This window comes from Tardibacter chloracetimidivorans, from assembly GCF_001890385.1.
Classification (GTDB): Bacteria; Pseudomonadota; Alphaproteobacteria; order Sphingomonadales; family Sphingomonadaceae; genus Tardibacter; species Tardibacter chloracetimidivorans.
The window spans coordinates 2,019,808-2,041,530 of sequence record NZ_CP018221.1; the positions used below are offsets into that span (position 1 = coordinate 2,019,808).

The window sequence follows — 21,723 nt, forward strand, 5'->3', positions numbered from 1 at the left end:
TTTCCGTCATCCGATTATCGTATGTCATGACCCCAACCGACGAAGCACTCCTGAGCCTGTTGCGGCTACTGAAACAGCAGGATTATCGCTTCGTCACCCCTACGCCTGCCACTCATGCGCGGGTCATTGCCAGACCTGATCGCAAACGTGCGCGATCGCTGGAAGATATTCTCGGTTGGTCCCTACCATTTGAACCATCTGTGATCGATCCGCAGATCATGGAGTATCTGGATGAAGCCGAAGCGCTCATGAAGACGGATGGCATGCTTCACAGCCTCGTTCGGGTTTCAAGCCTGGCCGACTGCCTCTATGTGCATTCCGCATTTCCAACCGACGATCAAGACGCGGTCTTTTTCGGTCCGGACAGCTATCGTTTCGCGGATTTGATCAGGGCCGAAATTGCCGATCACACGCTCGGGTCTGGCAAGCGGGTCGTGGACGTTGGCAGCGGTGCGGGCGTCGGGGCGATTGTGATCGGCCGCCTTCTTCCCCAGGCCTCGGTGGCGATGACCGAAATCAATGCCGCTGCGCTCAGGTTCGCACGGATCAACGCAGCGGCCGCCAATGTGTCCGTCACCGCCCACCATGGGAATTGCATCGAAGGCATCGAGGGGACCATCGATATCGCATTGGCCAATCCACCTTATCTGATCGACGCGCAGCAGCGCCTCTATCGGGACGGCGGCGCCTTCCATGGGGGTCAGATCAGTTGCACCATGGCGGAGGCCATCCTGCCGCGCCTGAACCGAGCCGGGCGCTTCATCCTCTATTCGGGCAGCGCGATCATATGCGGGACAGACGCCCTGAAGGATCGCCTGAATGCGTTGGCGGAGAAGCACCACTGCACGCTCCGCTATCGCGAGCTTGATCCGGACGTATTCGGCGAGGAACTCGCGGATCTGGCCTATGCCGAGGTCGATCGCATCGCGTTGATCGCCGCGATATTCGAGCGCGGCTGATGCATTTCCTGGGCGTGACTGAAACCTGCGATCTGGGCGCGCTCTACCTTCGCCTCAAGGATGAGGGGCATGAGGTCAAGGTCGCGATCAGCGATCCCGAAGCCCATGGCACGCTTGCGGGCCTGGTAGAGCGGGTGGACGACTGGCGGGCCGAACTGGACTGGATCCGCGCCGCGGGCCGGGATGGCGTGATCCTGTTCGAAAGCGTCTCGGAAGGTTTCGGCGCCTTGCAGGATGCCCTGCGCGCCGATGGCCTCCAGGTCATCGGCGGAAGCGCCTTCGGCGACCGGCTGGAGAATGACCGCGCTTTCGCACAGCAACTGCTTGCCGGCCTGGGATTCCCGGCGGGCCATATCCATGAATTCAACGATGCGGGCGAGGCTGACCGTTTCATCGACACCTATCCCAAGCGCTATGTGTTGAAGTTCAGTGGGCCGGACTTTGCATCCAGCGATAATTATGTCGGCTGGTCGGCCGATGGCCGGGATGTGCAGGCAATGCTCCGCAGGCGCGGGGGCGTGGATGGCACATTCATTCTCATGGATTTCCTAGAAGGTATCGAAATGGGCATCGGCGCCTATTTCGACGGCACGCACTTCATCCAGCCCGCATGTCTGGACTGGGAGCATAAGCGCTTCTTTGCAGGCGACATGGGGGAATTGACCGGCGAGATGGGAACCGTCGCCACCTTCGATCGCAGCGCCTTGTTCTTCGAACGCACTCTGGCGCGCATCGAGCCGCTGCTGAGGGATCATAATCATGTCGGCTACATCAATCTCAACACCATCGTGAATGAGCAGGGCATCTGGCCGCTCGAATTCACATGTCGCTTCGGTTATCCGGGCTTTGCCGTGCTATCCCCATTGCAACAGACGCCATGGAGCCAGCTGTTCTGCATGATGCTGCGCCATCGGCCTTCGGAATTCATCACGCACCCCGGCTTCTCCGTCGGCGTGCTGCTTACGACACCGCCGTTTCCCTATACGCGCAAGCAGGTGGCCGAACCCACCGGATTGCCGATCCTTTTTGAAGGTGCGCTGGATGAAGAGGACCAGCGGAACCTGCATTTCGGCGAAATCGGCCTTGCTGATGGTGCGCCCGTCACCAGCGGCCTTTACGGCTGGACGATGGTGGTCACCGGTTGCGGCCCCACGGTTGAAGAGAGCCGGCATGCTGCCTATGCCCGCGCCGGCCGCATCCATATTCCAAACATGCGTTATCGTCTGGATATTGGCGAAAGGCTCGTTGCCGGGGACTTGCAGCGCCTCGCACAGCTTGGCTATCTCTGATCAGGCAGCCTGACGGGCCTCGAACTCGAAACCGTTTATCCGCACGCTGTCGCAGATCGTTCGATAGTTCGATGTAAGCTCGGTCCCTACCGGAAGATCGCAGGAAGCTATATCGTCACCGAACGCGATCCCCAATGAGACCGTGTTCGGCGTATCGGAATGATTGAAATGCCGGCCATTGTCACCGCACAACACCCACAATCCCGATTCCGCATGAAGGGTTGAATATACACGCAGAAACTGCCGCAACCTGGGAGGCAGTTCACCCAGTTCATTCTCGCTATATACTCGGTCAATACGGGAATCGAAGCGCCAGATCACATCGCCTTCCTTCACCGGCTCCAGCAGAAAAACACCAATTCCGTGAATTTCGCTTGCTCTCAGTTCAGTGTCAAACAGCAGCATTGCTGAACCTTTCAGAAAGCCTGGAATGCTACGGCGATCCGCTGGAGCATTGACAAATCCACAACGCCGCTCCGCGAAATCAGTTCATTGATTGTGACCTCATTGATCACCTTGATTTGCTTCTTGGCGGAGAACTCGGGATACTGAAAATCCGGGCCGGCGAATACCGGTTCGAGAAGACCGATCTTCATCCGCGCCCGCCCACCTCATGGACAGCACTGGCACTACTTTGGCAGAATGGTAATTTTGGGATTCCCAAGAGGCAAAATCCCTGATTCATGGGAGCCAGCTTTTTGGGAGGCTGGCAATGGCAGCGGACCGGCCACGGAGCTAGAGAGGTGGCTTACGTCGTTTGTTGCGTCGTTTGTAATGGCGCTTGTCGTATTTGACCGGTCTTGTTCCGGGATTTGCGGCCTAGAATGAGGGTGTGATGCCCCTTTCTGCAAGGGCACCGTAGCCACCTAGATTAGAGCTGAAGACAGCGGAGGGTCATCTCTGACGTGGCATCGACCCTCGCCAGCGGCGGCCTAAGAAGTATGACCCCACCAGCTATATGGATTGCCGCACCGATTACATTCCCGGCACCCTGAGTGGTCAGGCGGCCTATGCTGAAGCGGACGCGAAAGTCCGGTCTCCATCAGAGGCATGAGGGTATCGCTCCTCTCCGATATTCCGCAAAACTATCCCCGAAATACCCCCACACCGTCCGTCATCGAATTAGCAATACAGTTAGTCCACAGACTTCTACGCCGCTAATTGCTTTTGACGAGACGAGTTGCCGATTAGGGCGCACAGTGCACTCATTATGCAGATGGCGCTCCCTCCTGCCACCATCCAAGACAATGAAAAATTGTCGATGACCAACGCGGATAGTTGCGGTCCGAGCGCCAAACCACCCAGCTGTGCCGCGGGAATAAAGACCGCAGCCCTGCCGCCGTCTTCTACTGCGGCAACCGTTCCCATGAAGTATGAGGTCACAAATACCCAGGAGAACAGGAACAGTATCGCACAAAGAGAATAATTTGCAGTATCTGATACCAACCCTATAGAACTCAACACCAGTGCGAGCGTTCCTATGATGAGTGGCAGCCGCCTGCCACAGCGCAATCCGAGTAGAGCCGCGCTAAAACCGGCAGCAATCCCGCCGAATGTAGCCATCGCGAGATCAGTAGATATCGCTTCAGATGAGATGCCGCGCGCACTGCCGAGGGCTCCCATGAAGGGCCACACCATACCGACACCAGTGTTCAAACCAAGGCAGCCAGCCAGACCCAGCACCGCTCCTGCAGAGAAGCCACGCGGTCGAACTTTGGCGGCCGAGCGGGGCGCCGCCGATTTGCTCTCAATCGCCGACGGAAAATATGGCAGTGCGAGCAAACCAACGACGCCCAAACCGACAAGCACAAGAAATGCACTCTCGATGCCGCTGGCCGCGATGATCCTGGGCAGGAAGAAGAGATAGGCCGTAACCAGCCCCATGTTGGTAGACATGAACAACGCAAAAAGCCGGTCAGGATTTGAAAATGACGCGGCTGCCGCACCCAACGCAGCGACGGCTACGCCCTCGCCGATTCCCGCGAGGAGACGAGCAAGCAAAAGAACATTCGATTTGTATACAAATACTGAAGCGAAATTGCCGACAATGATAGCTGCCATCGCAAACACGAGTATCGTTTTTCGATGCTTTGAATTAAGAAGTTTCCCGATAAAGAGTATCGATGCCAGCATGCCGCAGAGTTCCGTGGAAGCGAACATTGCGGCTCGATCAGCCGGAAACTCTGCGCTCTGCGATATTGCCAGGAGAATGCCAGGCATCGCAATGGAGATGAAGGCTCCTGCTATTCCAACCAGGATCGTTGCTGCAAAACCAGCAACGAAGGAGTATTTAATCTCCCCAGACTTAGCTCCTCCTTCGACATTCCCGATCATCTGGCATCCCCTTCTACGCAGAATTGCCAATCTAAATTGATTTCTCCGCTTGCAGCGTCCTCGCCATCGAGCGGCAATAGCAGCGTGTCGATATCAGTCGCAGAAACCTCCGAAAGCGTTCTCGGCTTCCAATGAGGAGACATATCCTTGTCGACCAGGATTGCGCGCACGCCCTCGGCGAAATCATGGCCACCGACGATCCGGACCGCCATGCGGTGATCGTCTGCCAGGACGTGCTCGACCGACTGGCCCCTGCCCTCGACAACCCGCCGCCACGTCGCCCGCAGACTGGTGGGCGAGGCACGACGCAGTGCGGACCGGGCCTCGGCGATCCAATCCGAGTTGGATGCGGCAGCATCGACCGCCGCCACGACGACGTCGAGATCGTCATCGCCGAACAGCCGGGCAATATCTTCTTTGCGTTCGGCAAGCGTCCCGCCGTTCGGAACGACGGCATGCGCATCTATGATCTCGCCCACCACTGCCGCATCAAGCCTGTCTGCTGCGCCGAGGGCTGCTACGAGGCCGTCGAAGGCGGCATAGGGCACATGGTGCGTGGCAAGACGCGCCATCAGCGCGTCGGCAGCGCCGATGCTGACACCGGTTAGCGCGAGGTAGCGCCCGATTGCACCGGGGCAACGGTTGAGGAACCATGTGCCGCCGACATCGGGAAAGAGGCCTAGCACGGTCTCGGGCATGGCCATCCGCAGGTCTTCGCTCACTACGCGATGCGAGCCGTGAATCGAGAGTCCGAGACCACCGCCCATGGCAATGCCGTTAATCAGCGCGATAAACGGTTTTGGGAAGGTGTTGATCCGGTGGTTGACCCGGTATTCGGTGCCGAAGAAGGCGTGCCCCAGTGCCATGCGCTCGGCTGGATCGGGCAGGATGCCGATCGAGCGTACATCCCCACCGGCGCAGAAGGCGCGCGCGCTGGCGCTGCGGATCAGCACCGCATCGACAGCCGGATTGTCCTTCCAGTCGGCCAGGATCGCATCGAGCTGCTCGACCATGGCGAGGTTGATCGCGTTGAGCGCCTTGGGCCGATTGAGGGTGATCACCCCCAGCCGGCCATGAATCGCGGTCTCCACTTCGCGGGCGGACAGCTCGACGGTCATCGGATATCCTCTACTTCAGCGTCGGCATGACGAACTCGGCGCCGGCGCGGATGCCCTTCGGCCAGCGCAGCGTCGCAGTCTTGAGGCGCGTGTAGAAGCGCACGCCCTCAGGCCCATGCATGTGATGGTCGCCAAACAGGGAGCGCTTCCAGCCGCCGAAGGAATGGAAGGCCATCGGCACCGGGATCGGCACGTTGATGCCCACCATGCCGGCTCGCACCCGGCTGAGAAAGGCTTGCGCCGTATCGCCGTCGCGGGTGAAGAGCGCGGTGCCGTTGCCGAACTCATGGGCGTCTATGAGGCCAAGCGCCTCGTCGAAGCTTTCGGTGCGCACGACCGAGAGCACCGGCCCGAATATCTCCTCGCGGTAGATGCGCATCTCGGGCGTCACCTTGTCGAACAGCGTGCCGCCGACGAAGAAGCCCTTCTCATAGCCCTGGATGTTGAGCCCGCGTCCGTCGACCACCAGCTCGGCGCCCTCGGCCACGCCTGCGTCGATATAGCCTTGCACCTTGTCGGCATGTTCCCGCGTCACGAGCGGGCCCATCTCGGCCTCTACATCAGTGCCCGGCCCGATCTTGAGTGTGCGGACCTTGGGCGCCAGCCGCTCGACGAGGGCATCGGCGGTCGCCTGCCCCACCGGCACCGCGACCGAGATCGCCATGCAGCGCTCGCCCGCCGAGCCATAGGCCGCGCCCATCAGTGCGTCGACCGCCTTGTCGAGATCGGCGTCGGGCATGACGATCATGTGGTTCTTGGCCCCACCCAGCGCCTGCACGCGCTTGCCCGCCGCCGTGCCGCGTTGGTGGACATATTCAGCGATCGGCGTCGAGCCGACGAAGGAGACCGCTTCGATGCCCGGATGGTCGAGGATTGCGTCGACCACCGGCTTGCCGCCGTGCACGACCTGGAACACGCCTTTCGGCAACCCCGCTTTGGCGAGGAGGGCTGCCAGCTCGTTGGCGAGGCTCGGGTCGCGTTCGGAAGGCTTCAGGATGAAGGCGTTGCCGCAGGCGAGCGCAACCGGGAACATCCACATCGGCACCATCGCCGGGAAGTTGAACGGCGTGATGCCGGCAACCACGCCCAAGGGCTGGCGGAAGGAGACGGCGTCGATGCCGTTGCCGACCTGTTCGGAGAACTCGCCTTTCAGCATCTGTGGGATACCGCAGGCGAACTCGACGACCTCAAGGCCGCGGATCAGCTCGCCCTTTGCGTCGGAGAGCACCTTGCCATGCTCGGCGGTGATCATCGCCGCCAGCCGGTCGAGATCGCGCTCGATGAGGTCGCGGAAGCGGAAGAGCGCGCGGGCGCGGACATGCGGCGGTGTCGCCGCCCAGCCCGGAAAGGCTTCGAGCGCGGCCTTCACCGCCATGTCGACCTCACGCGTGCCGCCAAGAGCGAGCTGCGCGCTGACCTCCCCTGTGGCGGGGTTATATATGTCGGACCGGCTCTCAGGCGCGGCGGGCACGCGGCCCTGGATGACGTGATCGACGAGGACAGATTGGGACAAGGCTAGCTCCTGGAAAAGGCGAAGATTTCGGAAGCGTCAGGCCCAGGCCTGGCGGTAGAGCGACTGGATGGTTTCGGCGTCGGGGACCCGGGGGTTGTTGCCAGGGGAGCCAGACGCCAGCGCTTGCTCCGCCATGAGCGGCAGCAGTTCGGTCCAGCGCGCCTTGTCGATGCCGTAGCTCTTGGGGGTCGGGACCGAGAGATGGCGGTTCACGTCGCGCAATGCCTCGACGAGACGGGCGACGGCTGCCTGCTCGCCTTCTCCGTCCTGCGCAATTCCCATGGCGCGTGCGCAGTCCGCATAGCGGGTGAGCGCGGCGGGTGCCGACCAGGCCGTCACCGCCGGGAGCAGCATCGCGTTGGACAGTCCATGTGCGACATGGAAATGCGCGCCGATCGGGCGACTCATCCCGTGGACGAGGGCGACCGATGCATTCGAGAAGGCGATACCGGCCTGCAGCGAGCCGACCATCATCGCCTCGCGGGCGGCGCGGTCGCCGGGGGCCTCGCAGACGCGCCGCAGGTTCGGCCAGATTGACCGCATCGCGGCGATCGCCATCGAATCCGAGAAGGGATTGGCGTGCTTCGAGACATAGGCCTCGATCGCGTGGGTGAGCGCGTCGATGCCGGTGTCGGCGGTGAGGCGCAGCGGCTTGGTGAGGGTCAGCTCATAATCGACGATCGCGAGCGTGGGCAGATAGGCAAGGCCTGCGCACAGCATCTTCTCGTCGTTCGTCTCGTCGGTGATGATGGTGAAGCGCGTCGCCTCCGATCCGGTGCCCGCCGTGGTCGGAATGGCGATGATCGGCAGGCCGGGCATATTCTCCTGGTGCGGCGACTTGAGCGCGCGCATCGTGCCGCCGCGTGCCGCAAGCACCGCCACTGCCTTGGCGGTGTCGATCGAGCTGCCGCCGCCGAAGCCGATGACGCAATCATGGCTGCCCTCCTTCACGAAGGCCACCGCGGCATCCACCGAGGCGACGGTTGGATCAGGGATCACCTCGCTATACGATCGGGCCTCGATCCCGGCGGCGGCAAGGACGCCAACCAGTCGATCAAGCGCCCCGCTGCCGGCGAGAAAGGTGTCCGTGAGGATCGCCGACGCGCGCAAGCCGAGCTGCGAAAGCGCGGCAGGCAGCTCATCCAGCGCGCCGGCGCCCATGCGCATCGCGCGCGGTAGGAAGATCGCCGGCATGAGAACCACCCCTCATCATCTTGTTGATTTTTAGGCTTCAGCAAACTTCGTAACATCAAGCTGTCCTCACAGAAATCTGGGATTTCGCGCCAATTCTGTGTAGAATTGCACATATGACCACTCCGCCCTTCAACTGGAACGACCTCCGCTTCCTCCTCGCCGTTGCCCGGTCGCGTACCATCTCGCTGGCCGGACGCCGCACTGGGACCGACCATGCAACCGTCAGTCGTCGGATATCGGCACTCGAGGCGGCACTGGGCCTCCAACTCTTTGAGCGCAATCCGCGCGGCTACAACCTTACCCAGCATGGCGAGGCACTACTCGGCATGGCAACCGCGATGGAGGCGGAAGCGGTGCGGATCGAGGAGACCGCGGCCGGAAAACAGCAAGGGCTTGTGGGGGCGGTCCGGATCAGCACGCCCGAGGGTTTCGGCAACTTCTTTCTCGCGTCCCGGATCGGCGCCTTGGCGGCGGCGCATCCCCGCCTCGCGGTGGAGATGATCACCATCCAGCAGATCGTGGCGCTGTCACGCCGGGAGGCGGATGTGGCGGTGACGATGACCCTGCCGCCGGGCGGGAACTTCCTCCACGAGCATCTCACCGACTATCGCTTGTTCGTGTACGGGTCGCGGTCCTATCTCGCCTCTGCCCCGCCGATCAGGTCGCGCGACGACCTCGGCGACCATCCGTTCATCGGTTATGTCGATGACCTGATCTTCACACGTGCCCTCAACTATCTGTCGGAAATCCGCCCGCACCTCCGCGCGCGGCTGCAGAACAGCAGCCTGCATGCCCAGCTCAGCGCGACCGTCGCGGGCTTCGGCTTGTGCGTTCTGCCAGCCTATGTTGCCAGGACCGCGCCCGAGCTGGTCCCGATATTGCCGAATGAAATATCGCTGACGCGGTCTTACTGGATGGTTGCCGACACCGACATAGCCGAGACTGCGCAAATCCGCCTGACCCTGCGTTTTTTGCGCGGCTTGATGGCGGAGGCTGGCGACTTGTTTACAAGGACGCCCGACTGCACTGAAAGCGGCTCCCCACCGACCTGAACAGGGGCGGATGCAAAGCCACTACAGGACGTTGCAGCGATCCTTTCAGTACCGTATTCGCGCCACCCTTTAGTCCCGCTCATTATTGTGCGGGGGTTGGCATTGGGCTGATTTTGCCGTGGAGGTTTGCGAGGTCGTCGCCGAGTATCCTGTCGCCGGCGCGGACCGGATTGGCGTCGATGAGCACGAACAAAAAGCGCACTGGTGCTGATCCTCTGACGATCCACTTATGGTTGGTTCCGCGCTGGATGACGACGTCGCCGGCCTTCAGGCCGCGGATCATCTCGCCATTGTCGAGCTCCATGTCGCACGCCCCCGCCAGCACCACGGCATAATCGAGCGTCTCGGTGCGGTGCATGACGCTGGCGCTGTGCGCATCAGGCCCCAGCTCGCCGATGCGCAGCAGCACGCGCTGGCCCTTGGGACCGGGCTCGCCATTGTTGAAAGCGCTCTCGTCGTTGTTGACGGGAAGCTCACTGGTGCACCACACCGTCATCGCCTGATAGTCCGGAAGCCGCTCTTGCGACCGCATGACCTCGTCCTGCCGGACGATCGCGTTGCCTTCATCGTCATGCCCCGTGACAACACGCCTAATCTCAAATGCCACAGCGATCTCCTTCAATCTTGGGTGGTCGTGGCCGGTGAGCCCGCCAAGCCTGGCGCATCTTCCGAACCAGGCTCGTTCAGCGTTGGTTCCAGCGTCTCCTGACGGGCTTCAGCGTCTCTCAGCATTGGCTGCGGCGCATCGACCGTTGCACGGCAGCGTGGCTACAGCGGAAGCGCCGAAACGATCCGGCCCGTGCACGACCCAAAGCCAAGCGGTGCGAAGCCAGCCCGCTCGCACCGGGCCGAGAAGCTGACCTCATCACCATCTTCAAGGAAGGTGCGTGTTTCCCCATTGGGAAGCGTAAGGGGCAATTCCCCCATATTGCACAATTCGAACATGCTGCCGAACATTTCGCGGTTGGGCCCGGATATAGTGCCTGAACCGACGAGATCGCCCGGGCAGAGATTGGTGCCGCCGCAGCTCTGATGCGTGATCATCTGTGCGAAGGTCCAATAGAGATAGCGGGCGTCCGTGCCGACGATCTTGACGGGTTCGTCGCCGGCCTCGCGCATGGCGGCGGTCGACAAATGCGCTTCCAGCCGGATCGACAAACCGCCATTCGCCTGATCGTCAGCGTCGATCAAATAGGCTGGAGGATGTGGCTGATCGGCGATCCGGTCCATCAGCGCGGTGCGGAACGGCGCCATCGCTTGTTGCGTAACGATCCAGGGGGAAATCGTCGTGCTGAAACCTTTGCCGTTGAAGGGACCCAACGGCGCCGTCTCCCAGAACTGGATGTCGCGGGCGGACCAGTCGTTGAGCAGGCAGAAACCGGCCATGCGCTGCTCGGCTTCACCAATCAGCACCGGCTCGCCCAAGGCATTCGCCCCAGCCACGAACATGCCGAGTTCAAGCTCGAAATCCAGCCAGCGGCTTGCTCCGAACTCTGGCCGGTCGTCGATCAGCCGTTGCCCGAGTGGACGCCGGACACCTTCGCCGCTGATCCGAACCGAGGAGGCCCGTCCGTTGTAGCCGAGCGGCATGCTCGCATAGCTGCGCGGTAGCAGGGGATTCAATTTGAAGATGCGGCCGGCTTCCTCGGCATGATGGATGCCAACGAAGAAATCGGTATAGCTGCGCACCGAGGATGGCAGGTGCATCTGCGCCTCGTCCATCGGAACCAGAGCATCCTGCGGAATTGCCGCCCGGACAGCTGGATCGCAACGTGCATCCAGCAAATCGCCCACGATGATTCGCAACCGCCCGATATAGTCAACCCCCGCCGCGAGAAGCGGATCGAGATCGCCGCCCTTCAGAAGAAGGCTCAGATCCTCCGGCAGCAGCGACGCGGCATCCAGCGTGCGAAGATCCAGAATATGTGCGCCAATTGCCACGCCGGGGCGCCTATCGATCCCATCCCGACTGAATATCCCCAGCGGCAGGTTCTGGATGGGGAAATCAGTGTCCGGCGAGTTCGCGCTTTCCACCCAGCTTTTTCGGGAGGGCTCGTGCGTCGCGTCGATCGGCATCATGTTAGCGGCCTCGATATTTGGATAGTTACTCGGTCTGATCGATCGAAAGGCGCAGGCGGCCTCACTGAGACCGCCTGCACTCCGCTTCAGAACTGATACCTGGCCTTGACGCCATATGTGCGGGGGGCGCCGGGAATGCCGAAGTCGTTGCCGCCCGCGCCATCGCCGCCGCCGGTGTAATAATAGGAACCGGTCAGGTTTCGGCCATAGACCTGCAGGCTGAAGCCGGAGTCGAGTGGCTTCCATGTGAGCGATGCGTTCACGACGTGGAACCCGTCCTGCCTGAGGCGATTGTTCGGTTCCCAGAAGACATGCGACTTATAACCATCGGTCGCATTGAACTCGAACAGACCCAGCTCCGTCTCCAGCGCATAATTTACCCCAAGCGTGTAGGAGAACTCCGGCGCCTGAGGCAGACGGCGGCCAGCCAGGACGCAGGGGGTCGTGCCGTAGCCGCCGAGGACATCACCGCCGATGGCACGCGGAGCCGAGCAGACGCCGCCGGGGAAATCGACATATTTGGCGTTCAGGACTTCGGCTGCGGCAGTTAGGGTCAGCCCCTCTGCCGGCGCCAGCACTGCGTCGACATCGATGCCCTTGATGTGCGCCTTGGCCGCGTTGAACAGCAGCGTGCCGCCCGGAGGCGCCGGCGGCGCCGTGGTGCGAAGCTGGATGTCCTTATAGATATAATAGAAGGCCGAGGCATTGAGCTGCAGCAGGCGATCCGCCGTCCGGGACTTGAAGCCGATCTCGAATGCATCGAGTACCTCGGGCTTCGTCGCCGGGTTGGTGAACGCAACAGGATTGAAACCGCCCGACTTGAAGCCCCGATTATAGGAGGCATAGACGTTGACGTCCTCCGCCACGTCTTGGGCGATGATCGCGCGGTAGGTCAGCTTGTTGAAGGTGACGTCGGTGTCGATTCCGTCGGGGAAGCCGCTGAAAGGCTGGCCCGGCTGCGTCACCTGGCTCGCCGGGAACGCCGGGACCGAATTGGGGAAGCCGGGCAGCGGCGTGGCGATGCCGCCAATCCGCTTGGTGTCGCTGGTGTAGCGCACGCCCAGGGTAAGTCTCGTGGTCGGAGTGATCGCATAAGTGCCGTCGGCATAGCCCGAGACCGACCGGGTCTTCTGCGAACCATCGGTCTCGATCGGAACCGCACCCGCGCACACCGCATCCACGCAGGTGCCGTACACGTTGGTTACGATCCGGGTGTTGTCGTGATAGTAAAAAGCGCCGACGATCCAAGAGAAGGGCGAACTGCTGTCCGAAGCCAGCTGAAGTTCCTGGCTGAACGTCTTCGCCGTTTGGTCCAGGCCAAAGTTGATCGCGCTTTGTCCTGCTACTGGGTTGCCGACGTTATAGGATTGGATGAGGAACACCGGGGACTTGTTGTTGATATACCCGGTCGTGCTCGTCAGCGTCGCGAAATCGAAGTTCTGCTCGGCTTTCAATGAGACGATGATCTGGGTTTGCTTGGCAAATGGATCACGTCGTTCGTTGATCACATACTCGCCGAGATTGCCGGTGCCATCGGCTCCAACCGAACCGCGATAGATTTGGCCGCCCAGGCCCTGGTCGCTGTTCGTGCGATCATAGAAACCGCGTAGCGTGATCTTGGTGTCGGGCCCGGGTCGCCACAGCAACTTGCCCTGAACGCCGAAATCCTCGAACGTGTAGGCCTCGCTGCCGGTGAAGGCATTGCGCCCCCAGCCGTCCGCCTGGTTGATATACACGGCAGCGATATTTGCCGCCAGCGTATCGCTGAGGGGGGTCGAGCCATAGAAGTTCAGTTGCGTGGTATCGTAGTTGCCATAGCTGGCCGACGCGTCGACGCTGACGTCGTCACCCGGATCCTTCGTTATGACGTGGATCAGACCACCAGTGGTGTTGCGGCCATACAGCGTGCCCTGGGGGCCTTTGAGCACCTCAATTCGCTGGATATTATTGAACGAGAAGGCGGCGGCGGCGGCATTCGGAAGATAAAGGCCGTCAAGATAGGTCGCGACGGGCAGTTCGGTCGTATAGCCGGCGCTGTTCTGCCCAACACCGCGCAGATAGGCGTTGATGCCGACTATCGATCGATTCTGACTGAGGCCCGGCGTGATCTGGGGCAGGTCGTTGGTGCTCTGAATGCCCAGCCGCGTCAGCGTGCTGCCTTCGAACGCGGCAATCGAGATCGGCACCTTCTGCAGGTTTTCCGAACGGCGATTGGCGGTGACGATGATTTCCTCGATGCCGGTGCCGGTGTCGGCGGCGGGCGCGCTGGTGGAATCAGGCGCGGATACTTGCGCCAGAGCGGTGCTCGACCACAGCCCCGCGATCAGCAGCGATATCCCAATCGGTTGATTGATTTTCATTGTCTCCCTCCCCATGGTTCAGCTTCAAGGCGATGGACTCGCCGTTTCTAAGCCTTGGGAAGAGGGGTATATCAAATATATTAGATGGTCAAATATCTATTACGATTTTTTGTATATAAAATTGGATTTTGCGGTCAAGAATGCTCAATCGCTTGGATGATCCGCCGAGTGGTCTGGCTCACATGATCGACGATCGTCTCGACAAGCGCGTCGGCGTCACGCGCCAGGGCAAACTCGGCCAGCTTGTCATGATCTGCTGCAAGGTGACGCCTGCCTGCCACATGGGAATAGAAAGCACGAAAGCGCTGATATTGCTCGTAAAGCTGAGCCCGTATCACGAGCAGGCGCTGATTGCCGGCCGCGGCGACCAATGCCTGATGGAACGCGGCATGCGCGGCGAGGAATTCCAGCGACACCTCGCCGTCTTCAGTGAAGCGCGCCGAGGTCGCCCGCAACTTGTACTGGGCAGCGACCAGCCCACCTTCCCATTCGATTCCGCCGCGCTCAACCGAGCGGCGGCAGGCAATCGACTCGATGTCGCAGCGCAGGTCGGTCAACTCCTGGAGGTCGGTGATCGAGACCGGCGTCACGGCGAAGCCGCGCTGGTCGCGCGTCTCGACGAGATGCTCGGAGACGAGGCGAAACAGCGCCTCGCGCACCGCGCCCGGACTTATGCCCAGGCTCAGGGCCAGCTCATGAACCTTCAGCTTCTTGTTCGGCATGTGATGGCCGCAAAGAATGTCCGCCCGGATGGAGTCGTAGGCGAAGCTCGCCTGACTACCCGATCCGGGCTCATAGCGCTCAGCGGCCTTGGCGATCGAAAACATGTGCTCCTGGCAATCCTCGTTGATGGTAAACCGAGCGGGTAGCTCCGGACTTAAATGTTAGAATGGCTACGACAGGCTGACAAAGGCTTTCGTCAACTGGCGGCCAAAGCCGGCTCGCGCCGCGCTTCGTCCTCGATCAGCTTCAAGAGGCGGCGGCGGACCTGGACGCCGCCCTCGTCGATACGCAGCAGCAGCGGCTTCATGTCCCAGAAGTCCCTCCCCTTCATCGCGGCGTGAACCCGCTCGATCATTGGCTTATCCTCGGTCTGAAAGATGCGCGCCCGTGTTTCCGCGATCATTTGATTGACGGCTTCGTCGTCCGCAGCATAATTGCGCGTCATAGCGTAGAAATAATGGGTGCTATCCTCGCTTTCCGGCGTGAAGATATGCGCGGCGGTGCCGCGATGGCAATCATCCCCCTCCTTGCCTTCGTGCCGCACCTCCGCATCGAGGCGCATGGCCGACGCCGCGAACCAGCGGACTCTTAGCGTCAGATCCACCAGCTCGGGCAAGTTGGGGATCATGCGCGGATAAAAAGCGGGTGGACGCGTACTGCGGGATTGCCAGGCAACTTCTATCCACTCGTCAGTCGACGTGACCTTAGGCTTGTTAAAAACCACCCCGCCTCCGCCGAGCGTGTCGGCATGAAGATGGTCGGTGTGGCTGAGATCCATGATGTTGTCCACATAGAGCTCATACCCGCCTCCACCGGAGAGGATTTCGCCATGACTTCTGGCGGAGGCAGGCGCCGCATCCAGCCATGAGAAATCGGGGATCAGCCCTGGATCGCAGCGCGCTGCGTCGCCCATCCAGATCCAGATTATGCCGTAGCGCTCGACAACAGGCCAGCTGCGCACCCGGGCGGCGCGAAGAACGGCGCCATGTGGATTTGCCACACATGCGCCAGTGCGATCGAAGCCGAGCCCATGATAGCCACAGACGAGAATGCCGCGATCATTGACCTTGCCGGCGCTGAGCGGCGCGAAGCGATGCGGACAGCGATCCTCGACCGCTCCGATCTGACCGACCGTATCGCGAAACAAGGCGACGGGTTCGTCGAGGATGGTGCGTCCGATGACCTTGCCGGGACCGACGCCGTCGGACCAGGCCGCCATGTACCAGCAGTTACGAAGATACGGCATCGCTCACCTTTACCGATTGAATTCTGAAAACGCTTATATATACGAAACACTATATTGCCTACAAAAATATCGGGAGGACTCATGGAAGGTGGTTATCTCATAAGGCATCCAGCAGCCTTGGCATCCATCGAGTCACGGCAGATCGACCGCCGGCTCCCCATGCAACCAGCCCTCCGGGAGTTCCCTATCTGCAGGAATGCATCTTGGCTTCGCTAGACGCTTCGGGCGCGGCAGCCCGCGATCCGCGCGAGATTGTGCTCCGAAGCCCGATGTCGTCGGCGCAGCGGCTGGCCGTTGCCTTATGCTGCGCGATGCTTGCGATCGATGGTTACGACCTCGTCGCCGTGACTTTTGCGATGCCGGGCATCGGTGCCGAATGGGGAACGAGCAAGGCCATGCTGGGCGCCCTGTTCTCGATCGGCATCATAGGCATGGCGGGGGGCTGCCTGGTCCTGGGCCCACTGGCTGACAGTATCGGACGGCGCCCGATGGCTCTCGCCAGCCTGACTCTATTGACGGCCAGCATGGCCTTTTCCGCGCTGGCGCCGGACATGACGCAACTCATGGTCTGGAGGTTTATTACGGGTGCAGGTGTCGGCGCACTCGTTTCCGTCGCCTATCCGCTGTCGGTCGAGTATTCGAACATCCAGAGCCGGCCGATAACGCTTGCACTGATGGTCATCTCTTTTCCGCTTGGCAGCGCGGTGTGTGGCCTGATCGCTTCCGAACTCATCGCCGTCTTCGGCTGGCGCGCCGCCTTCATACCGGGAGTTGTGCTGCCCCCACTGGTTATTCTCCTCTCTCTTCGCTGGCTTCCCGAGCCGCTTGGCCTCCTCATTGAAAAGCCAAGGCCTTCGTCGCTGAAGCGGGTGAACAGCTATCTGAAGTCGATCGGGCAATCGCCCGTCGAAAGCCTGCCGCCTCCGACCCATCAGGGCCGAACGCCGATCGGCCGCGTGTTCGGCAAGGAGTTTCTGCGGACTACTATCTACCTGTCGGCCATTTACTGCTTTTATACGCTCACCGCCTATTTCCTCCTGGCCTGGCTGCCGCAGATCGTCACCGACCTGGGTTTCTCGCCCGCAGTTGCCACCACGGTGTCGGTCGCGACAAACATCGGCGGCGTTCTGGGTGCACCGATCACGGGGTTCGCCATCCGCAAGCTCGGTGTCTTCCGGGTGCTGGCAACCTTGCTGATGGGCATGGGCGCCGCGGTCTTCGTGGTGGGAATAGCTCCGGCCGACATCAACCTGCTGCGCATCCTGGGTGTCATCGCCGGGATGTTCGTGTTCGGCCCGATCGTCGGTCTCACGCTACTCATCGCCGAGAACTATCCGGTCGAAGTGCGGGCAACCGGAATGGGCTTCATCGTCGGCATCAGCCGTTGGGTCGCGGCCATTGGCCCGCTGGTCGGCGGCGTGCTGATTTCGTCGAGGCTGGGCATTACCGGAAGCTGCATCCTCATGGGGATCGCGGGCTTCGTGGCGGCCGGCCTGCTTACTCAATTTCACATTATAGGACGCCGCGCGCGGCCGGATGCCATGTCGGCGGAAGTTGCAAGACATTAATCGGAGGAAGCAGAATGAGCCAGTTAAACGGGTCGCTCGAAGCCGTGAAAGTCCAATACGAAAACAAGGTTTGCACTATAACCATGGCGCGCCCTGAGAAAAACAATGGCCTTGACCTGCAAATGCGCAAGGAATTGTGGGCGATCTTTGCTGCGCTCAAGGAGGACAATGAAACACAGGTCGTCGTGCTGACGGGGCAAGGCACGCATTTTTCTTACGGCACGTTCGATCCCGCGTCTCGTGGCGCAACCGATAAGGATACGATCGTTCGAATGGTCCTAGAAGGCAATATGCTGATCGACGACCTCGAAAATCTGCCGCAGATCACGATCGCTGCGGTTAATGGGCCGGCCAGGGGCTCGGGCGTTGAAATCTCACTGGCCTGCGATATCAGATATGCGGCCGCCTCCGCCAGCTTTCAGCAGCACGAGGCGGATATGGGCGGTTTCCCCGGTGGCGGTGCGCCGCTCCGGCTGCCGATGATCGTAGGTTATGCGCGCACGATCGAGATGCTGTGCACCGCTCGCGCCGTACCCGCCGGGGAAGCGAAGGATTATGGGCTGGTACTCGACGTTTTTCCTGACGAAGGATTCCTGGACGAAGTCGTGCAGCGCGCTCAGTACATGGCCACGAAGGGGCCGATCGGACTTCGGGGCACGAAGCGAGTCGCCAAGGTGCGACAGGCGCCCGGCAAGGCTGATGCACGCCTGCTGTCGAATAAGCTCCGGCGCGAACTGGAATTCAGCCGCGATGTCGCAGAGGCGATCGACGCGCACAAGGAGGGCCGGTCGCCCGTCTTCCTGGGCTACTGAAGGCGCAGGCGTCGGCGCGCCGTTCCATTTCCAGTGATCGGAGGGAGGCATCGTTCCCTCCCATCGCCCCACTCCGCACCTGCTGGCCGGGTGAGTCCTGCGCGGCCCGCGGCAGGCCAGCGAGCATCGGCGTCCAGAAGATGCCCGGCGCGATTTCCCCGTCCTTCAGATGAGCTCGACCGCCATGGCGGTGGCCTCGCCGCCGCCGATGCACAGCGACGCCACGCCCTTCTTCAGCCCACGGTTCTGGAGAGCCGCCAGCAACGTCGCGAGGATGCGGGCGCCCGACGCCCCGATCGGGTGGCCGAGCGCTGTTGCTCCGCCGTTGACGTTGAGCTTGTCGTGCGGGATGCTCAGCTCTTGCATCGCGATCATCGCGACGACCGCGAAGGCTTCGTTCACCTCGAACAGGTCGACGTCGCCCACGGTCCAGCCGGCCTTTGCCAGCAGCTTCTTCATCGCCGGCACGGGCGCTGTCGTGAACAGCCCCGGCTCATGCGCGTGGGCGGCATGCGCCACCACGCGCGCCACAGGCGAGAGGCCCAGCTTCTCGGCGACGCTTGCCCGGGTCATGACGAGTGCCGCCGCACCGTCCGAGATCGAGGAGGCGTTGGCCGCTGTGATCGTGCCGTCCTTGACGAAGGCTGGTTTGAGCGTCGGGATCTTCTCGGGCTGCGCCTTTCCCGGCTGCTCGTCGATGGAGACGGTCTCCAGGCCCTTCCGGGTCTTCACCTCGATGCTCACTACCTCGCGCTCGAACGCACCCGTCCCGATCGCCTTCTGCGCGCGCGCAAGCGACTCCAGCGCATAGGCGTCCTGCTGCTCGCGGGTAAACTGGTATTCGCGCGCCGCGTCCTCGGCAAAGGCGCCCATGGCTTTCCCTGGCGTGTAGGCGTCCTCGAGCCCGTCCATCATCATCGTGTCGATGACGCGGTCATGGCCGATGCGCGCGCCCGAGCGATGCTTCGGCAGCGCATAAGGCGCGTTCGTCATCGACTCCATGCCGCCTGCCACGATCAGGGCGGCGCTGCCGGCGGCGAGCGCATCATGCGCCATGATGGCGGCCTGCATGCCCGAGCCGCACATCTTGTTGACGGTCACGGCCTCCGCCGACAGCGGCAGGCCCGCCCCCAGACCCGCCTGCCGGGCCGGCGCCTGTCCGAGCCCTGCGGCAAGCACGCACCCCATCACGATCTGCTCGACAGCCTCTCCGGAGACGCCGGCGCGCGACAGCGCCGCCTTAACCGCCGCCGAGCCAAGCTCGGTGGCCCTGCATGACGACAGCGCCCCTTGAAAGCCGCCCATCGGCGTGCGGGCATAAGACACAATGACAACAGGATCAGACGACATAGGATTCCTCGAAGCTAGATAACGGCCCTGACGTGCTCCACATCGGGCGTCGCCGCGAAATAGGGACCGACGAGTTCGCGCCAGCGCGCGAAGCCGGGCGAGCCACGGAAGGTCACGATATGGTCTTCAACACTGTCCCAGAGGACCAGCAGAAGATAATGGCTAGGGTTGAGACTCAATCAGAGCCAGAAAGCCACAGCGGCAGCGAGGCTTACGGCTGAGAGGAAGTTTCCGTGCCTATCCGCTTAAGGCATACACCCACTAGATATGGTATGGTGGGTCCATTGGCCTGAGTAGAGTTCGGCAAAGGTCGGCGCCTCGATATCACTGGCGATCCCGAGGAGGGATCGGAAGGCGTTGAACGGGTAGAAGCGGCGATTGAAGCGGAAAGTGAACTCGTTGAGGTAGGCTTGCAGATGCTTGGTGCTGACGCCGTGGTGGATGCCGTTGAGCCACGCTTTGAGGTTTGAGAACACCAGATGGACGATGGGCAGGAACTCTTCGGACACCTCCGGGTCGCCACACTGGGCGATGGCGTGATGGTCGTAACCGCCGCCCTGCAACCCGCTATAGCCGCTCCAATCATCGGTGATGACCAGCGTTCCCGGCTCGACCGCGCTCTGTACAAAGCCACCAAGGGCACCGGCACTGCGGTCTGCACCGATGGCCAATCGAACCCTTCCGGCATAGCGTCCGTTCCGGCGGCGGTCCTGGCCAGTGCCAGGCTCCCGGTGACGAACTTCGACGGCGGCGACCACCAGCGTTTTGTGGTGGGTTCCCCGGCCTTCGCCGCGCGTTCGCCCGCCGATCCAGGTCTCATCGACCTCGACATGCTGACCGCTCTGCCCGCCGATCCGATCCTGATCGGGGCGCACCATCGCGGCGCGCAGTTTATGGAGCAGGCCAAAGGCCGTCTCGTACCGGGTCAGGCCAAGCTGGCGCTGCAACTGGACGGCAGATATGCCGGTCGTCTGACTCGCAACCAGGTAAGCGGCCCAGAACCACACGCTGAGCGGGATGTGGCTTCGTTCCATGGCCGTGCCGACCATCAGGCCGGTCTGACGGCGACACGAGCGGCACATCAGGATGACAGGCCGAGTGGTGAAACGAAACGGATCGCCGACGACGCCACAGCGTGGGCACGCAAATCCATCAGGCCAGCGAGCTTTTTCAAGCCAGGACGCGCAAGCGCCATCATCCGGGAAAAGCCGCTGGAACTCGGGGAGGGATTTCGGGAACGGCAGCTTGTCGCGGTCAAGAACGTCCACAATCCCCACCCTTTACAACCGCTTTGGGTGGCACCAAGCCGCAGGAAAAGTCAGGCGCGCGCCACAAGGCAGCCACTAGATGTAGTGGGTGTATGCGTCAAGCGGATAGGCACGGAAGTTTCGTGCAAGCTTGTCGTAGCGAGTAGCGATCCGGCGGAAATCCTTGAGGCGGCAGAACATAGCCTCGACCCGCCAGCGATCTTTGTAGCGGCGTTTGTCATATTGGATCGGGCGCTTGCGGTTGCGGCGGCCGGGGATCACCGGGGTCGTGTCCTGTTCGCGCAGGATGGTCCTAATGCGATTGGCGTCGTAGCCGCGGTCGGCGATCACCCGCTTCATTCCCGCTGTTTCGTTGATGAGCAGGTCGGCGCCCTTCACGTCCGATGTGTTGCCGGGCGTCAGGACGAGACGAAGCGGCCGTCCGAGGACGTCGACAAGGGCGTGGATCTTTGTTGTCCGGCCGCCACGCGAGATCCCAATGGCATTGGCTCGCGCCCCCCCTTTGCCCCACCGGCGCTACGGTGAGCCTTGATGTAGCTGCTATCGATCTGCCCGGTCTCGGCGATCCAGCCTTCTTCGGTCAGTGCAGCCAGGATGCGTGTCCAGATGCCCCGCCGGCTCCACCTGTTCCATCGGTTGTAGACCGTCGTCGCCGGCCCGTATTCGGCGGGGCAATCTGCCCAGCGACCGCCGCACTTGAGCATGTGAACGATGCCGGAGATCACCCGCCGGTCATCAACACGTCGTGCTCCTGGCTGGTTCTTGGGCAAGTGGAGCTCGATTGCTGTCCACGCTTCATCCGATAGCCAGAACAACGAACGCGACATCCCCAAGGCCTCCTCTTCAGCGAAAACGCCT

At 61.8% G+C, this 21,723-nt stretch carries 19 protein-coding genes and 2 pseudogenes; 5 read left to right on the plus strand and 16 right to left on the minus strand.

Annotation, left to right across the window (positions count from 1 at the left end; genetic code table 11):
• The first annotated feature begins 26 nt into the window (after positions 1-26).
• A complete protein-coding gene (locus BSL82_RS10600; RefSeq protein ID WP_072597485.1) occupies positions 27-959 on the plus strand; it encodes a methyltransferase in 933 nt (310 codons plus the stop codon).
• Positions 959-2,248, plus strand: coding sequence for a hypothetical protein (locus tag BSL82_RS10605; RefSeq protein WP_072597487.1), 1,290 nt, complete (start codon positions 959-961; stop codon positions 2,246-2,248). Before BSL82_RS10600 ends, BSL82_RS10605 begins: the two co-directional genes overlap by 1 nt.
• On the opposite strand, the gene BSL82_RS10610 is transcribed toward BSL82_RS10605, so the two are convergent.
• From BSL82_RS10610 to BSL82_RS10635, 6 genes are all read right to left on the minus strand, one after another.
• Positions 2,249-2,653 (minus strand): SET domain-containing protein, encoded by a 405-nt coding sequence (locus BSL82_RS10610; protein WP_072597489.1) that lies wholly within the window; start codon positions 2,651-2,653, stop codon positions 2,249-2,251.
• An 11-nt stretch (positions 2,654-2,664) separates the two neighbouring features.
• Complete coding sequence (locus BSL82_RS10615) at positions 2,665-2,844, minus strand: hypothetical protein (protein WP_072597491.1); 180 nt, start codon at positions 2,842-2,844, stop codon at positions 2,665-2,667.
• 553 nt (positions 2,845-3,397) lie between these two features.
• Positions 3,398-4,582, minus strand: a complete 1,185-nt coding sequence (locus tag BSL82_RS10620) for an MFS transporter (protein WP_072597493.1) — start codon at positions 4,580-4,582, stop codon at positions 3,398-3,400.
• Positions 4,579-5,700 (minus strand): enoyl-CoA hydratase/isomerase family protein, encoded by a 1,122-nt coding sequence (locus tag BSL82_RS10625; RefSeq protein WP_072597495.1) that lies wholly within the window; start codon positions 5,698-5,700, stop codon positions 4,579-4,581. Before BSL82_RS10625 ends, BSL82_RS10620 begins: the two co-directional genes overlap by 4 nt.
• A 10-nt stretch (positions 5,701-5,710) precedes the next feature.
• A complete protein-coding gene (locus tag BSL82_RS10630) occupies positions 5,711-7,213 on the minus strand; it encodes a CoA-acylating methylmalonate-semialdehyde dehydrogenase (RefSeq protein WP_083579146.1) in 1,503 nt (500 codons plus the stop codon).
• 36 nt (positions 7,214-7,249) lie between these two features.
• The gene (locus BSL82_RS10635) at positions 7,250-8,407 is read right to left on the minus strand and encodes an iron-containing alcohol dehydrogenase (RefSeq protein ID WP_072597497.1); all 1,158 of its coding nucleotides are present in this window, start codon (positions 8,405-8,407) and stop codon (positions 7,250-7,252) included.
• 113 nt (positions 8,408-8,520) lie between these two features.
• Here BSL82_RS10635 and BSL82_RS10640 point away from each other — a divergent pair, with 113 nt between their 5' ends.
• Positions 8,521-9,459: a LysR family transcriptional regulator gene (locus tag BSL82_RS10640; protein WP_072597499.1), complete on the plus strand. Its 939-nt coding sequence runs from the start codon at positions 8,521-8,523 to the stop codon at positions 9,457-9,459.
• A gap of 82 nt (positions 9,460-9,541) precedes the next feature.
• Here the strand turns inward: BSL82_RS10640 and BSL82_RS10645 are convergent, their stop codons facing one another.
• The 6 genes and pseudogenes from BSL82_RS10645 to BSL82_RS21775 all read right to left on the minus strand — a co-directional run.
• The gene (locus BSL82_RS10645; protein WP_072597501.1) at positions 9,542-10,066 is read right to left on the minus strand and encodes a cupin domain-containing protein; all 525 of its coding nucleotides are present in this window, start codon (positions 10,064-10,066) and stop codon (positions 9,542-9,544) included.
• Between the two features lie 161 nt (positions 10,067-10,227).
• Positions 10,228-11,538 (minus strand): fumarylacetoacetase, encoded by a 1,311-nt coding sequence (fahA, locus tag BSL82_RS10650; RefSeq protein WP_072597503.1) that lies wholly within the window; start codon positions 11,536-11,538, stop codon positions 10,228-10,230.
• An 86-nt stretch (positions 11,539-11,624) separates the two neighbouring features.
• A complete protein-coding gene (locus tag BSL82_RS10655) occupies positions 11,625-13,898 on the minus strand; it encodes a TonB-dependent receptor (RefSeq protein WP_072597505.1) in 2,274 nt (757 codons plus the stop codon).
• A 134-nt stretch (positions 13,899-14,032) separates the two neighbouring features.
• A complete protein-coding gene (locus BSL82_RS10660) occupies positions 14,033-14,725 on the minus strand; it encodes a GntR family transcriptional regulator (RefSeq protein WP_072597507.1) in 693 nt (230 codons plus the stop codon).
• Positions 14,726-14,817: 92 nt separating this feature from the next.
• Positions 14,818-15,534 carry a hypothetical protein gene (locus BSL82_RS10665; RefSeq protein ID WP_226998699.1) on the minus strand — a complete coding sequence of 239 codons (717 nt, stop codon included), beginning with the start codon at positions 15,532-15,534 and terminating at the stop codon, positions 14,818-14,820.
• Positions 15,535-15,657: 123 nt separating this feature from the next.
• Positions 15,658-15,867 (minus strand): annotated as a pseudogene (locus BSL82_RS21775) (Rieske 2Fe-2S domain-containing protein); the annotation flags it as partial.
• Between the two features lie 269 nt (positions 15,868-16,136).
• Here BSL82_RS21775 and BSL82_RS10670 point away from each other — a divergent pair.
• Positions 16,137-17,435, plus strand: coding sequence for an MFS transporter (locus BSL82_RS10670; RefSeq protein ID WP_158010824.1), 1,299 nt, complete (start codon positions 16,137-16,139; stop codon positions 17,433-17,435).
• A 14-nt stretch (positions 17,436-17,449) separates the two neighbouring features.
• The gene (locus BSL82_RS10675) at positions 17,450-18,247 is read left to right on the plus strand and encodes an enoyl-CoA hydratase/isomerase family protein (RefSeq protein WP_083579148.1); all 798 of its coding nucleotides are present in this window, start codon (positions 17,450-17,452) and stop codon (positions 18,245-18,247) included.
• 165 nt (positions 18,248-18,412) lie between these two features.
• On the opposite strand, the gene BSL82_RS10685 is transcribed toward BSL82_RS10675, so the two are convergent.
• From BSL82_RS10685 to BSL82_RS21780, 4 genes and pseudogenes are all read right to left on the minus strand, one after another.
• Positions 18,413-19,597 (minus strand): acetyl-CoA C-acyltransferase, encoded by a 1,185-nt coding sequence (locus BSL82_RS10685; protein WP_072597516.1) that lies wholly within the window; start codon positions 19,595-19,597, stop codon positions 18,413-18,415.
• Positions 19,598-19,611: 14 nt separating this feature from the next.
• Positions 19,612-19,776 carry a hypothetical protein gene (locus BSL82_RS10690; RefSeq protein ID WP_226998428.1) on the minus strand — a complete coding sequence of 55 codons (165 nt, stop codon included), beginning with the start codon at positions 19,774-19,776 and terminating at the stop codon, positions 19,612-19,614.
• A 66-nt stretch (positions 19,777-19,842) separates the two neighbouring features.
• Positions 19,843-20,865, minus strand: coding sequence for an IS1595 family transposase (locus BSL82_RS10695; RefSeq protein WP_048575010.1), 1,023 nt, complete (start codon positions 20,863-20,865; stop codon positions 19,843-19,845).
• Between the two features lie 75 nt (positions 20,866-20,940).
• Positions 20,941-21,692, minus strand: a pseudogene (locus BSL82_RS21780) (IS5 family transposase).
• Positions 21,693-21,723: the final 31 nt, after the last annotated feature.

Excerpts from the sequence above, each read along its gene's own strand:
- BSL82_RS10600 (WP_072597485.1), top strand. The coding sequence starts at position 27 with ATGACCCCAACCGACGAAGCACTCCTGAGCCTGTTGCGGCTACTGAAA.
- BSL82_RS10605 (WP_072597487.1), top strand. The coding sequence starts at position 959 with ATGCATTTCCTGGGCGTGACTGAAACCTGCGATCTGGGCGCGCTCTAC.
- BSL82_RS10610 (WP_072597489.1), bottom strand. The coding sequence starts at position 2,653 with ATGCTGCTGTTTGACACTGAACTGAGAGCAAGCGAAATTCACGGAATT.
- BSL82_RS10615 (WP_072597491.1), bottom strand. The coding sequence starts at position 2,844 with ATGAAGATCGGTCTTCTCGAACCGGTATTCGCCGGCCCGGATTTTCAG.
- BSL82_RS10620 (WP_072597493.1), bottom strand. The coding sequence starts at position 4,582 with ATGATCGGGAATGTCGAAGGAGGAGCTAAGTCTGGGGAGATTAAATAC.
- BSL82_RS10625 (WP_072597495.1), bottom strand. The coding sequence starts at position 5,700 with ATGACCGTCGAGCTGTCCGCCCGCGAAGTGGAGACCGCGATTCATGGC.
- BSL82_RS10635 (WP_072597497.1), bottom strand. The coding sequence starts at position 8,407 with ATGCCGGCGATCTTCCTACCGCGCGCGATGCGCATGGGCGCCGGCGCG.
- BSL82_RS10640 (WP_072597499.1), top strand. The coding sequence starts at position 8,521 with ATGACCACTCCGCCCTTCAACTGGAACGACCTCCGCTTCCTCCTCGCC.
- fahA (WP_072597503.1), bottom strand. The coding sequence starts at position 11,538 with ATGATGCCGATCGACGCGACGCACGAGCCCTCCCGAAAAAGCTGGGTG.
- BSL82_RS10655 (WP_072597505.1), bottom strand. The coding sequence starts at position 13,898 with ATGAAAATCAATCAACCGATTGGGATATCGCTGCTGATCGCGGGGCTG.
- BSL82_RS10660 (WP_072597507.1), bottom strand. The coding sequence starts at position 14,725 with ATGTTTTCGATCGCCAAGGCCGCTGAGCGCTATGAGCCCGGATCGGGT.
- BSL82_RS10665 (WP_226998699.1), bottom strand. The coding sequence starts at position 15,534 with ATGGGCGACGCAGCGCGCTGCGATCCAGGGCTGATCCCCGATTTCTCA.
- BSL82_RS10670 (WP_158010824.1), top strand. The coding sequence starts at position 16,137 with ATGTCGTCGGCGCAGCGGCTGGCCGTTGCCTTATGCTGCGCGATGCTT.
- BSL82_RS10675 (WP_083579148.1), top strand. The coding sequence starts at position 17,450 with ATGAGCCAGTTAAACGGGTCGCTCGAAGCCGTGAAAGTCCAATACGAA.
- BSL82_RS10685 (WP_072597516.1), bottom strand. The coding sequence starts at position 19,597 with ATGTCGTCTGATCCTGTTGTCATTGTGTCTTATGCCCGCACGCCGATG.